This is a genomic window from Polyangium mundeleinium (assembly GCF_028369105.1).
Taxonomy (GTDB): domain Bacteria; phylum Myxococcota_A; class Polyangia; order Polyangiales; family Polyangiaceae; genus Polyangium; species Polyangium mundeleinium.
In genome coordinates, this window is the sequence record NZ_JAQNDO010000001.1 from 7,629,931 (window position 1) to 7,642,939 (window position 13,009).

General features: G+C 68.9%; 9 protein-coding genes. 3 read left to right on the forward strand and 6 right to left on the reverse strand.

Annotated features, from left to right (window positions below; genetic code table 11):
- Positions 1-48: 48 nt before the first annotated feature.
- On the forward strand, positions 49-1,206 hold the full coding sequence (locus tag POL67_RS30345; RefSeq protein WP_271923433.1) for a hypothetical protein: 1,158 nt from the start codon (positions 49-51) through the stop codon (positions 1,204-1,206).
- A gap of 20 nt (positions 1,207-1,226) precedes the next feature.
- Here POL67_RS30345 and POL67_RS30350 read toward each other — a convergent pair whose 3' ends face one another.
- From POL67_RS30350 to POL67_RS30360, 3 genes are read right to left on the reverse strand one after another with little or no spacing between them, the layout of a single operon-like run.
- Positions 1,227-1,811 (reverse strand): hypothetical protein, encoded by a 585-nt coding sequence (locus POL67_RS30350; RefSeq protein WP_271923435.1) that lies wholly within the window; start codon positions 1,809-1,811, stop codon positions 1,227-1,229.
- Positions 1,812-1,851: 40 nt separating this feature from the next.
- The gene (locus POL67_RS53770; RefSeq protein WP_506333375.1) at positions 1,852-3,228 is read right to left on the reverse strand and encodes a hemolysin family protein; all 1,377 of its coding nucleotides are present in this window, start codon (positions 3,226-3,228) and stop codon (positions 1,852-1,854) included.
- The gene (locus POL67_RS30360) at positions 3,185-4,255 is read right to left on the reverse strand and encodes a cation diffusion facilitator family transporter (protein ID WP_271923437.1); all 1,071 of its coding nucleotides are present in this window, start codon (positions 4,253-4,255) and stop codon (positions 3,185-3,187) included. The genes POL67_RS53770 and POL67_RS30360 overlap by 44 nt, the downstream gene beginning before the upstream one ends.
- A gap of 111 nt (positions 4,256-4,366) precedes the next feature.
- On the opposite strand from POL67_RS30360, the gene POL67_RS30365 reads away from it, so the two are divergent.
- The gene (locus POL67_RS30365) at positions 4,367-4,789 is read left to right on the forward strand and encodes an STAS/SEC14 domain-containing protein (RefSeq protein WP_271923439.1); all 423 of its coding nucleotides are present in this window, start codon (positions 4,367-4,369) and stop codon (positions 4,787-4,789) included.
- A gap of 33 nt (positions 4,790-4,822) precedes the next feature.
- Here POL67_RS30365 and POL67_RS30370 read toward each other — a convergent pair whose 3' ends face one another.
- From POL67_RS30370 to POL67_RS30380, 3 genes are all read right to left on the reverse strand, one after another.
- Positions 4,823-6,883, reverse strand: a complete 2,061-nt coding sequence (locus tag POL67_RS30370; protein ID WP_271923441.1) for a phosphocholine-specific phospholipase C — start codon at positions 6,881-6,883, stop codon at positions 4,823-4,825.
- A 149-nt stretch (positions 6,884-7,032) separates the two neighbouring features.
- Complete coding sequence (locus tag POL67_RS30375; protein ID WP_271923443.1) at positions 7,033-7,503, reverse strand: Kazal-type serine protease inhibitor domain-containing protein; 471 nt, start codon at positions 7,501-7,503, stop codon at positions 7,033-7,035.
- Between the two features lie 34 nt (positions 7,504-7,537).
- Entirely contained in the window at positions 7,538-8,242 is a 705-nt protein-coding gene (locus POL67_RS30380) for a hypothetical protein (protein WP_271923445.1), read from the reverse strand.
- A 120-nt stretch (positions 8,243-8,362) separates the two neighbouring features.
- On the opposite strand from POL67_RS30380, the gene POL67_RS30385 reads away from it, so the two are divergent.
- On the forward strand, positions 8,363-12,964 hold the full coding sequence (locus POL67_RS30385) for a sigma 54-interacting transcriptional regulator (protein ID WP_271923447.1): 4,602 nt from the start codon (positions 8,363-8,365) through the stop codon (positions 12,962-12,964).
- Positions 12,965-13,009 lie beyond the last annotated feature (45 nt).

Genomic DNA, 13,009 nt, shown 5'->3' on the forward strand with positions numbered 1-13,009 from the left:
TCGCTGCTGCGCAGGACGACACTTCGCGATACCCTGCAAGGAGCTACCATGACTTCGCTTCGATCCCTTTGGGTGCTGATGGTCCCCCTTCTCAGCGGCTGCGTCGCGAATCGGGAGCCGCCGCCCGTCCAGTACAGCGACGGTTTCTTCGCCGCGTTCGACCAGATGATGGACGACACGATGTCCCGGGGCACGCGCGGCGACCAGGCGCGCACGCTCGACGTCGAGTTTGCGCGTCGCGTGGACGAGGGTCCGGGGCCCGACGAGGTCGTGGCCGTCGGAACGACGTGGGACAAGGTGGAAGCCTTTCTCTCGATCGGGCTGCTCTCGGCGGATGTCATGGCGCCGATCGACGGCGCCGAGCAGAGCCGTGTGGACATCTTCGGGCAGGCGGCGGACCGGGTGCTTCGGAGCGACCACGAGGCCATCGCGGCCTGGAACCGCACCGTTCGCTCCATGAACTTCCCCGATGAGATACAGATGGAGCCCACGGGGGAGATCGTATGGGAATCCCTCTACCTCGTGCTCACCGCGTCGGAGCATGCCTATCAGGACGTCTGGATCGAAAGCGGAGCCTGGGTCGAGGGAATGTGGGCCCGCTCGGACGGGTATTACGAGCAGCTCTGGGTCGACGGATACTCCGAGTCCGTGTGGGAGGAAGGCGCCTGCTACGACGAATACGTCGAGACGGCGTGTGACACGTACTGGGTCGAGGAGTCCTGCTACGACGTGTGGGTCGACGATGGCTACTGGGAGAGCTACTGCTCCGCGTACGACGACGAGGGCAACTGCGTGGAGTGGACCGACGAATGGGTGGACACGGGGTATTCCGAGTCCGTGTGTGATCCGGGGCATTACGAAGAGGACTGTGTCGACATCTACGAAACGGTCTGCGACCCGGGGCAATGGGTGGACGTCTGGACCGAGGGGCACTGGGTCGAGGGAGCGTGGATCCCCGGCGAGCTTTACTGGGTGGAAGGATACTGGGCCGACACGTCGGGGTATCAGACCGTGGCGCTGCCGGCGCAGGAGGCCGAGATCCTCGCGACGGGAATCACCTACGTGGCGGGGTTTGGCCCGGAGCGCGTGGGCGGCGATTGTTACGCGAGGCTCGACGATGCGCTCGCGACGGGGGCCACGAACGCGCCGGAGAACGCCGTGAAGCTTTCGAGGGACGCGATCCTGGCTTGCCTGTCACCGCGCTGAGGCGAGCCGATGGATCCTGCTCAGAATGCGCCTGCCACGCCGAGCACCGTGTGCCCCTGCCGAACGTCGATCACCGGCGCGAGCGAGTCGACGAGGCGCGGGGGCCTTTGGGCCGTGCGCGGCGTGGGGGCCTCGTAGGTCGAGAGCGCTGCGGCGTCGATGGCCACGCCGATCAGGGCGCCCAGGTAGCTCATGGCAATGCCGTATTCGAGGTAAAACCCATCGCATTTCTCGAAGATGCACGCGACCGGCAGGGAGAGGCCGAGGGCGGTCCCCGTGATCCCGATGTTCATCCCGAGCACGGCGAATCCCCTGCCGACCCGCCCGTGTTTCCAGTGCACGATGGGCCCGCCGAACACCATTCCGCTGAGCGAAAGCGGCCAGACATAAGGATGCACGCCGAAAACCACCGCCGGCACGGTCCCCACGCCGAGCGAGGCGCCGGCGATCGTCAGGGTTTGCCAGCCGTACCAGACCTCGCGTGACCCCTCGACGGACGGGAGGGCATAGGCCGCCATCGGCGGGGCCGGCTCTGCGGCGGAGACGGCCGTGGTGGCGGCGAGGGTCGTCAGAAGGGATGCCAGACAAGCTCCGTGGGTTCGCATGTGACCTCACGAACGAGCGTCTCCGTGTAGGGCACGGGTGTCAATGCGTCTGCTGCAGGGGAACGGGCCGCCTGATTCTCACCTTTTTGACGTGTCGTGGGGTGGCCTCGACGACCTCGAGGCTCGTCCCGTCCGGCGTCTCGAGCCGCGCCCCGACTGGGGGGATGCTTCGCGCAAGATCGAGGACGAGCCCCGCGAGGGTCGAAAAACCCTCGCCGGTGGGCAAGTCGAGCCCGAGCTCGCGGTTCACATCGTGCACCGGCGCGCTGCCGAGGACGAGGAACGTCCCATCCGGCTCGCGCCGTACGAGCTCCGGCTCGGGCGCTTCGTGTTCGCTGAAGACGTCGCCCACGAGCTCCTCGACGAGGTCTTCGAGCGTGACGATGCCGCTCGTCGCGCCGAGCTCGTCGACCACGATGGCGAGCTGCGTGCGGCGGTTCTTCATCGCGTCGAGGAGCGAGACCGCGCGCATGGTCTCGCCGACGAAATACGGGGGTCGCAACACCTCCTTCACGGTGAATGGCGTTTCGCCCGAGGCGCGCGTGAAGACGTCCTTCACGTTTACGTAACCGATGACGTGATCCAGATCCCCTTCGTAGACCGGCATTCGTGTATGCCCATGCGCGGCGACGATGCGGCGCACCTCGTCGAGCGGCGCATCGTGCGGCAGGCTCACCACGCGCGGGCGCGGGACCATGACCTGCACCGCAGACAGATCGGGCAAATCAAGCGCGCGGGCGGCGATCTCGCCTGCGCTCGGGTCGACCGAGCCGGCCTTCGCCGCCTCCCCGACGAGCTGCTGCAGCTCGTCTCGCGAGAGCCGCGCCTCGGTGAAGGTGGTTTTGTCCCCGACGAGGCGGAGCACGACGTTCGAGCTCGCGGTCAAGAACCAGACGAGCGGGCGCGTGAGCCGAGAGAGGCCGAGGAGCGGCCTCCCGATGAGCAGCGCATACTTCTCCGCGTATCGCAGCGCGAGCGACTTGGGCACGAGCTCGCCGAGGACGAGCGAGAGGTAGGAAATCAGCACGACCACGAGGCCCAGCGCGATGGCGTCCGCGTGATCTCCGAGAAAGGGGACACGCCGGAGCACGGGCGCGAGATCCTCGGAGAAGGTGGCACCGCCGAACGCGCCCGCGAGCGCGCCGATGACGGTGATGCCGATCTGCACGGTGGCGAGGAACCGCTCGGGATCGTCGCGGAGCTCTTTCACGGCGCGCGCGCGCCTGCTCTTCTCGGCCACGAGCTGATCGAGCCGCGAGCCCCGCAGGGCCACGACCGCGATCTCGGCGCCGGCGAGGACGCCGTTCACCAGCACGAGCGCGAAGATGACGAAAAGCTCGGGGACGATGGGCGGCCTCCTTCGAGGGAGCCGATCAATCCCACATCTGAGCGTCCGGCGCCCGACGAGGCGCGTGATCGTGCGTCGCTTCGGCGCGTCGCTCCTCGAGGTGATGGTCGACCTCGATATCGATGTGCCCCGCCTCCGGGATCACAGCGCGGACGGCCACCTCGATGGCGTCGATTTCGTCGCTGATGGCGCGGAGGGCGCCATCCGCCACCGTCCGGAGCGTCGTTTCGCGTTCCGCGCCCGAGAGCGCGCCGGGCTGCGGGGGCAACGCCTGATCGAGCCGGGCTGCGAGGAACGCCGGTTCGAACGTGACCTCGGCTTTGAGCTTGTAGAGCTCGGGCGTGATCCGCCGGCTCTTCACGTCACGCACCCCGCGGACGCTGGGCCGCTCGCGCAGCACGCGGACAAACGTTTCCTCCACGCCGTCGGGGACGGCCATCCCAATGAGCAAATCACGATTCTGCGTGACGAGGTGGATCGCCACGAACCCGAGGAGCAAGCCGACGAGGATGGACGCAATCGAATCCCAGACCGGGCTCCCCGTGTGGTACGACGCGATGATGCCGCCTGCGGCGAGGAGCAGGCCCAGCACGGCGGCGCCGTCCTCGAGCAGGATCGCCACCGACGCGGGATCCGCTTTCTCGCGCACGTACCGGGCGAAAGGCATGCTCCCGCGCTGCGCGGCGATGCTCCGAACGGCGAAGAGCAGCGCGCCCCCCTCGATGAGGAACGAGAGGCCGAGGACCACGAACGTCACCACGTTCACCGAGGTCGGGTGGGGATCACGCAGCCCCTCGATGCCGTGGTACACGGTGACCCCGCAGCCGATGAAGAAGATGCCCGCGGCCGAGAGCAAGCCGAACACGAAGCGCTCGCCGCCGTATCCATAAGGGAATTCTTCGTCGCCTTGGCGCGCGCCGCGCTTCAGCCCGATGAAGAGCAAGAGCTGGTTGCCCGTGTCCGCAGCGCTGTGGATGGCCTCCGAGAGCATCGCGCCCGAGCCGGACAGGAAAAAGGCCACGAACTTGAGGAGCGTCACCAGCGCGTTCGCGGCGAGCGCGGCAATCACGGCGGGCAAGGAGGAAGGGGTCGCCATCGGTGTTCCTCTGCATCCCAGCGCGGGACGACCTCCCGGTCAAGCCACGCCAGCCGGCACGAGGAAGGAAAATGCTGTACGCGGGGCGCTCTGTTTGCGTACAAAGGCGGGATGAGCCCTCCGCTCGAGTGGATGTGCGGGAAGCAACGCTTATGGTTGGAGGCCCCGGATTTCCTGTGCATGGAGATGCACGGCACCTTGGATGTCGCGGAGGTTGATGCTTACAAGAGCCTCGTGTACGAGCTCGGCGACCGCTACGGCACGTTCGCGTTCCTCGCAGACATGCGCGACCTCGGAGGCATCCCTCCCGATGCGCGGTCGAGGCTCGCCCGGGCCGCTCGTCCGTATCCGTACCGCGCCATCGCCGTGCATGGCACGAGCTTCACGCTCGGAATCGTGGCGGCGATGGTCGTCAAAGCGGGCCGCGCGCTCGCCCCTGGCGCTTTCCCATTCGAACTCGCTTTTTTCAAGACGGAGGCCCAGGCCCGCGCGCACCTCTTACCCTTCCGCGATCCGCCGCCGCCGCGCCCATGACCGCGGCGGTGGCGAGAGCCCCCTTCGCCGCGTTCACCCGGGCGTCCCCATCGCCGGATCGGTGACCGACGGCTCCCCATTTTCGATGCGCCCCGCGACACGACGGCTGAAAGGCGCCTCCTCCTCCACGGTCACGGAGAAGTCGTACCAGCGGCCGCTCGTGGACACGTCGAACCACGCGTCCGCCGTGCCCATCGGGTCGACGTCGAGCGTCGCGCCCTCCTTCGTGTACGCGCGTGGCGTCACGATGAAACGGCGCATGGCCCCCCCCGTATTCTTGCAGCGAATCCCGAGGCGTGACCCCTCCACGTCGTACATCGTCTCGATTTCGATCCCGCCCTGCGACCCGGCATCCACGAAATCACGATGAAAACCGTTCGGCCCGAGCACGAAGAGCGAATATTGCTGTCCGGTCGCCGGCCACCGCCCTTCGAGGGATTTGCCCGTTTCCACGGCATAACGCCGCGGGATCTCCGTGAGCGCGCGCCGGTCGTACACGTGAAACACGGCCCCTGCTTTGCCGGTGTTCACGAAGGAGAGCACGGCCTCGTCCCCGTCGATCACGCACCGGACATCGATCTCGTAGGGCAGCGCGCGTGACGGCCGTGTCCCTGTCTCCTGCTGCGGGAGCGAGCCGTTTTCCCCCGTCGGCACCGTCACCTGCGCGAGTTTCTCTTGCTCCGCACGAAGGGCATCGGCCTCTTCCTGCGTGAGGCTCGGCCATTCGGGCAGGTCTTCGTCGTTCGGCGTCACGAAGTCGAACGCCGAGAGGAGGTCGCCGCACATCGCGCGCCGATAGGGGCTGATGTTGGTCTCTTTCACGCCGAATCGAGCTTCGAGGAAGCGCAGGATCGACGTGTGATCGAAGGTCTCGGAGCAGACGAACCCGCCACGGCTCCACGGCGAGACGACCCACATGGGAACACGCACGCCGGGCCCGTGCGGGTGACCTCCGAGCGGCTCGGTGAGCGTGTCATCATAACGCTCTCCCGTATCGTCCACCGTGCTCGCTCCCATGAGCACGCCGTCGTCACGCCGCGAGGGAGCGCAAGGCGGCGGCACGTGATCAAAAAAGCCGTCGTTTTCATCGAACGTGACGAAAAGAACCGTTTTGCTGAAGACCTCGGGATTCTCGATGAGCGCCTCGAGGACCTGCTGCACGTACCAGGCGCCCTGCACGGGGCTCGACGGGCCCGGATGCTCGGAATAATCCGCCGGCCCGACGATCCAGGAGACACGCGGCAAGCGCCCCGCGAGCACGTCTTCCCGAAATCCATCGAGGTTCTGGTTCGAAAGCCTCGACGAGATGCCTTTCTTGAAGAGCGGCGATTCCTGGTCCTCGAAAAATGCCTGTCGGAACGTCTGGAAGCCGATGAGCGGGTTGTCGGAGAAGTTGTCGGCATAGTCCTGATAGACCAGCCACGAGATCCCCGCTTCTTCGAGCCGCTCGGCGTACGTCTTCCAGGTGTATCCCGCTTCGATGGCGCCCAGGAAGTCGTGCGAGTTGTCGATGGCCGGGCCGCCGTGCTGGCCGAGGCTGTCGATGGTGCCGGTGAACGCAATAAGGCGGTTCGGGTTCGTGCTGGTGTGGGCGCCGCAGAAGTACGCGTCGCAGACCGTGAACGCTTCGGCGAGCGCGAACTGGAATTCGAGCTCGGCGCGCTTGTAATACCCCATCGACTGCGGCGCTTTCCACGCGGGCCATTGGCCGTACCGGCCGTGATCCCAGGCTTCGTGTCCGTCGACGAAGCTGTGGGGCGTGCCGTCCACGCGCTGGGCGTTGCCGGCCGTCGAATCGAGGTGATAGGGCAAAATCACCTCCGCGCCGCTGCGCTGCCGAAAGACGCTCTCCTCCTCTGCCAGGGGAATGGTGAACCGGTCCCCGAAGCCACGCACGCCGCGCATCGTGCCGAAATAGTGGTCGAACGAGCGGTTCTCCTGGATGAGGATCACCACGTGCTCGACGTCCATGATCGAGCGTGTCTTCACGTGGGCCGGAATCTCGACCGCCTTCTCGATGCAGCCCGGAAAGACCCAACCGCCCGCGGCAAGGCTGCTCATCTGAAGAAAGGAACGCCTGCTCAGCTTCGACACGAAAGACCTCCCACCAAGACGTCCCGCGAGACTATCCCGGCTGGTGGAGTTCTCAAGGCCGAAGCGGATCCGCGCCGCGCGTTCGCGAACCTGTCACATTCCGGCCCACGAGGCGTCGCGGGCCGGATGTCGAGGCCGTCGTTTCGAGGTCAGGGGCAGCTCCCCGCCGACGCGACGCTCGTGCCGGCGGCGTTCGCAGTGCACGCGTTGGCATGCGTCTGGCCGTCGCAGCCGCACACCGGATCGTAGTTGTGGTCGCACGCCTCGGGCGTGGGCTTGCAGGTCCCGAGCTGATCGATGATCGCCCCGCACATCGTGTCGATCGGGAAGTCGCAGAAAAACCCTTCTTCACACGGCATGCCGGCTTCTTCGCTGCACAACGTGTCGCCGACGACCACGCAGTCGCCGTCGTCGACCACACAGAAGTCGTCACACGTGCCGTCGTCGTACCAGCCTTCGAGGGCGCAAACGTCGGTGCCTTCCTTCGTGACGCCGTTCATCGCGCGGGCCTCGTCCTTGGTGTAGCCCGTTTGCTCGCCGCCCGAATCGACGCTGCTTCCGCAGGCAGGCAACACGAGGAGCGCGAGCGCGAGGACGGTGGGCGTATTCGATCGAAACATGGGGGTTCTCCTTCTGTAAGAATCGCTTGGGTGTTCAGGGGATGACGAAGAGCGTGAGGGGGCGGCGATCTCGAACGGCGCCGGTCGTCTCGACGAAGAGCACGTCGACGCGCTCGCCCGCCGGGGTGTCGACGTCGACCGTGATCGTCTCGGCGCCCCCCGGCGCGAGGAGGAACGGCTCCGTCGGCGTGAAGCCGAATGTGGCGGTCCCGCGGCGGAGGCGCGGCGCGAGGAACGAGAGTTCGTCCGGACATTCATTGCGGACGACGAGGTTTTCCGTCGCGCCCGCTCCGGGGAACGAGAGGGAAAGCGCGGGCTCGATCACGAGGCAATCGGAGAGCGGCCGCGGACCCGGCTGGAACGTGGCGCCGCCGGGGCTCAGGACGAGATCGACGGGGTTCGAGCGGCCGCCGCCCGGCCCCACGATCTCGACGCGGAATTCATGCATTTCTGCGCCGGGAACGGTGAGGTCGAAGCTCCCATCTGCGGCGACCTTCGCCACGAACGGCGGGTCCGCCGTGTCCAGGTTCGTGACCACGACGTTGCTTTCGGGCGGCGCGGCCGCGCCGGGCTCGCCCTTGAAACGCACGGTCTCCGACATGTCCATGGGCCCACCGGGCGAGATGAGATCCGCGAAGAGCGTGGGTTCTTCGGGAGGCGTCGGCTGGGGGCTCACGAGGCACGCCCCAAGCGCGAACGACGCAGCAAGCAGACGAAGAACCACGCGACCGGAAATCATGCGCGGGCCCCCTAGCAGGCGGCGTACCAAGGTCACGCCACGCAGAAAACATGCGGATTTGCGAAGGGCAACGAGGGGGCCCCCTCCCGGCAAGTGTCTCCTTGAGACATTGAGACACGTATGGGACACTTCGCGGTCTTGGTCGTCCAGGGAGAGATCCTCGCCCACCGTTATCGGATCATCGCAACGCTCGGCGAGGGCGGCCTCGCGCGGACGTTCCTCGCGAAAGACCTCGTCCTCGAGACCAACGTCGCGCTGAAGGTGCTGCGGCGCGCGGAGGACGAGTGGGCGCTCCGCGCAGAGCTCGGTTATCTCGCCGGCCTCGTTCACCCGCACCTCGTCCGCGTGCTCGATTTCGGGTCGCTGCCGCGGGACGGCGAGCGCGCTGCGCTGCACTACCTCGCGACCGAGGTCGTCGAGGGGCGCGAGCTCGATCGGGCGGCGCTTGCATTCGAAGCGCTCCGCGCGCCGCTCGTCGATGCCCTCTCCGCGCTCGCGTTCCTGCATCACCTCGGGCTCAGGCACGGCGATTTCAAGCCTGCGAACGTGCTCGTCGACACGCGTGGCCGCGGCGTGCTGCTCGATCTGTCGTGCGCCGGCCGGCTCGGGAGGGCAGCGGCGCCGAGCGGGACGCCGCGCTTCATCGCACCGGAGGTTCTCCGCGGCGAGCGCGCCGATGCGCGCAGCGACCTCTATGCCGTCGGCGTCACGCTGCGCGAGCTCGCGCGCGGGCACGAGCTGCCGCCTTTGGTGGAGCGCCTCGCGAGCCGGCTCGTCGACCCGGATCCCGCCGCGCGTCCCGCCTCCGCGGAGGAGGTCATCGAAGCGCTCGGCGGGCACGCGTCGTGGGTGCGCGTGCCGCCGCGGGATGCGCCGCGGATCGTGGGCCGAGAGGCCGAGCTCGGCCGTCTCGTCGCGCTCCTCGATCGCCTCGAAGCAGGGCTCGCCGGGCCACGCGTGGCCGTCGTCCGGGGCCCCGAAGGCGCAGGGAGGAGCCGGCTGCTGCGCGAGTTCAAGTGGATCGCGCAGACGCGGGTGGCGACCGTCGAAGCCCTCGCCACGACGCGGCGTCCGTTCGGATCCCTCGTGGAGCGCGCCACCTCCGCGCCTCATGCCGAAGGCGGCCTGCGCGCCGCGCTCGAAGCGCGGGATCGGCTGGTTCGTCGGGGCACACCGGTGGCGCTGCTCGTGGACGACGTTCACCTCCTGCCCGACGACGACCGCGAAGCGCTCTCGGCCCTCGCGCGGTCGCTCGATCCGGCCGATCCGGCGCTCGTCGTCGTCACCGAAATCGATCACGCAACGGGCATGTTCCTGGGCGGCGCACCCGCCGGCTGCGAGGTGATCGGGCTCGGGCCGCTCCCGGCGCACGCGGTGAAGCAATGGATGCTGGACGTGGGTCTCTCCGGCGTCGAGGCGGAGCTCTGCGCGGCCACGGGCGGTCACGCCGCGGCGATCGCCGACGTCGTCGCGGAGATCCAAGCCGGCAGCGTCGCAGAGGGCGAGCTCGATCGTGCGGTCGCGAAGGGCAGGTCCGCCCGAAACGAGGCGATCCGCGAGGCCCACGCGGCGATCGCCGCGTCGTTCGACGCACGCGTGGCCGATGCCGCAGCGTCGGCCGAAGAACGCATCCAGGCGGCAGGACAGGCCCTGCAGCACTGGGCGCTCGCGGGACAAAGGGCCGAGTCCGCGCGTCGGCTCGCGGAGCACAGGGCGGACGCAGTGAAGCATCCACGCGCGTTCCGGGGCGCGGCAGAAGCCGTGCTCGACGCCGAACACGCCGACGATGAGGCGTGGCACCTCGCGGTGCGAGTCATCGAGCTCGCCGGCAATCCGGCCCGCGCGCGCGAGGCGATCGAACGAAGGTTGCCACGCCTCCGAAAAGGGGCGCGGCGCGGCGGCGCGCTCCTCACGCTCGCGAGTTGCCTCGCGCAGCAGGGAGAAGCGCAGCGGGCGCTCACGGTCCTCGCAGAGGCCGCGCGCGAGCCGCTCGACGACGTGGGACAGGCGCGGCGTGCGGATCTCGAAGCACGTGCGCTCACGCGGCTCGGGCGCCATGCAGAAGCGCGCGGGGTCGCCGAGGCCGCGCTCGCAGCCGCGCCTACGCTGCCGGACGACGACGTGCGTGCCGACCTGCTGGAGGATCTCGTCGTCGCCGCGACCCACCTCGGCGATCTCCGCACGGCACGCCATTTCCTGGAGCTGCTCTCGGCGGCCGCGACCGAGCGCTCGCCGCGGCGTTTGCTCCGCGCACGGAGCTACCGCGCCATTCACGACTACCGCGCGGGCGACGTCCGCGCGGCGCTCGCCGGCCACCGCGAGGCGTTGTGGATCGCGGAGGAGCACGGCCTGAGCGACGCCATCGCGCGGACGTGCTCGAACCTCGGCACCGCGTGCCACCAGCTCGGCAGGTTCGCGGAGGCCCTCGACGCCTACGAGCGCGGCGCGCGGGTCAGCCGCGCGCTCGGCCAGCAAGACATCGGCCTGCTGTTCGCCTCGAACCTCGCGAAGTTATGGGCCGACGTCGGCGCGTTCGAGCGCGGCCTCCGCACCGCGACACGAACCGAGGCAGAGGCCACGGCCACCGGGCTTGCGGCCATTGCCGCTGCGGCCGCGTCGGCAGCGGGGGAAAACGCATGGGGCCTCGGGGATCTCGCGCTCGCCCGCGACGCCGCCGAGCGGGCCCGCGTGGCCTTCGGCCAGCTCGGCATGGCGCGCGAGGCGGCCGAAGTCGCGCTCGAACGCGCTGACATCGAGCTTGCCGCCGGTGACCTCCCGGCCAGCGCCCGCGCCCTCGATGCAGTGGCCGGCGAGGCGCGCGAGGCGCCCGACGTCGCCGCACGTGAAGCCCTCGGGCGGGCGGAGCTCGACCGCCTGCGTGGTTTGCCTGCCGGCGAGCTGCATCGGCTCGAAGAAGCGCTCAGCGCCGCCGATCGCGCAGGGCAGCCCGACCTCGTCGCCGTTTGCGCGAGCCGGCTCGCCGCCGCGCTCGACAATACCGGCGAACGCGCCCGCGCCTCGACGCTCCGCGCACGCGCGGACGCGCTGTGGGAGGAGGCCGCCTCGGGCCTCGCGCCGGAGCTTCGGAGCGCATTTTTCGCCCATCCACGACGGCGAACACGGGCGCCCGTCCCGCGCCACGTCGCCGACGCGTCGCAGGGACGCGCGGACAAACTCGCGCGCTTGCTCGACCTCTACCGGAAGCTCAATGGCACCGACGAGGCGAGCGGCATCCTCGTGATGGCGCTCGACGCCGCGATCGAGCTGACGGGCGCCGAACGAGGCTTCCTCGTGCTCGAAGACCCGCGCTCGGGGGCGCTGCACGTGCCGGCCGCGCGCAACGTCGATCGCGAGCAGATCGGCAAGAGCCACCTCAAGTACAGCCGCTCGATCGCCGAAAAGGCCATGCGGACGGCCCTGCCCGTCTGCACTGCCGACGCGCGCGAGGACGAACGTTTCCGGGACAATGCCTCCGTGCACGCCATGCGCCTCCGCTCCGTCATTGCCGTCCCGATCCGCTCCCCCGACGGCGTGATCGGCGCGCTTTACCTCGACAATCGCTTCACCGAGGCGCGGTTTCGCGAGGCGGACATCGACCTGCTCCTCGGGTTCGCCGATCATGTCGCGCTGGTCCTCCGGCGCGCGCGCCTCATCGACGACCTCCGGCGCCGCACCGAAGAGCTCGAAGCCGAGCGCAGCAAGGTCGAGGAGCTGGCGCGGCTCCAGGCCGCCGAGATCGTACGCCTCGGCGACGAGGTGCGCGCGAAGCAGGAGGCGCTCGACCATCGCCACGACGATCGGGGAATGGTCGGCCGCAGCCCTGCCCTCCGCCGCGTGCTCGCGACGCTCGACCGCGTCGTCGCGTCACCACTCCCGGTGCTCGTCCTCGGGGAGAGCGGCACCGGCAAGGAGCTCGTCGCGCGCGCCGTGCACGACGCGAGCCCGCGCCGGTCAGGCCCTTTCGTGGGGATCAACTGCGCGGCCTTGCCGGCGAGCCTCCTCGAAGCGGAACTCTTTGGCCACAAACGAGGCGCGTTCACCGGCGCGGATCGCGACCGCGCGGGCCTCATGGTGGCGGCGTCGGGCGGGACGCTTTTCCTCGACGAGCTCGGCGAAATGCCGCTCGAAGTGCAGGCCAAATTGCTCCGCGTCCTGCAGGAGCGCGTGGTGCGCCCCCTCGGGAGCGACACGACGGTCCCCGTCGATTTTCGGCTCGTCTGCGCGACGAACCGCGCTCTCCGGGCCGAGGTGCGTTTCGGCCGCTTTCGCGAGGATCTTTATTACCGCGTCGGCGTCGTCGAGGTCACGCTGCCGCCCCTTCGCGACCGGCTCGAAGACCTGCCGGAGCTCGCGGCCCACCTCGTCGCGCGCGCGTCCCGGGAGCTCGGCAGGCCAGCGCCGCGCATCACGCCGTCGGCGATGCGCGTGCTGCTCGCCCATTCCTGGCCCGGCAATGTGCGCGAGCTCGAAAACGTGCTCATGAAGGCGATCGTGCTCGCCGAAGGCGACGTGATCCGGCCCGGGGATCTCGGCCTCGGCGACGCACGGCCCTGGCCCTCACGGCGGATCGAGCGGCCGCGCGGGGACGCCGAGCGCGAGGTCATCCTCCGCGCGCTCGCCGACAGCGGCTGGAATGCCGCGCTGGCGGCACGATCCCTCGCCATTCCACGAGCGACCTTCTATCGTCGCCTCGAACGTTATGGCATCACGCGACCCAGGTGATCCCGGTTGCGCAAAGCATCGCCGCAGCGCGTAATTCCGGTTGAC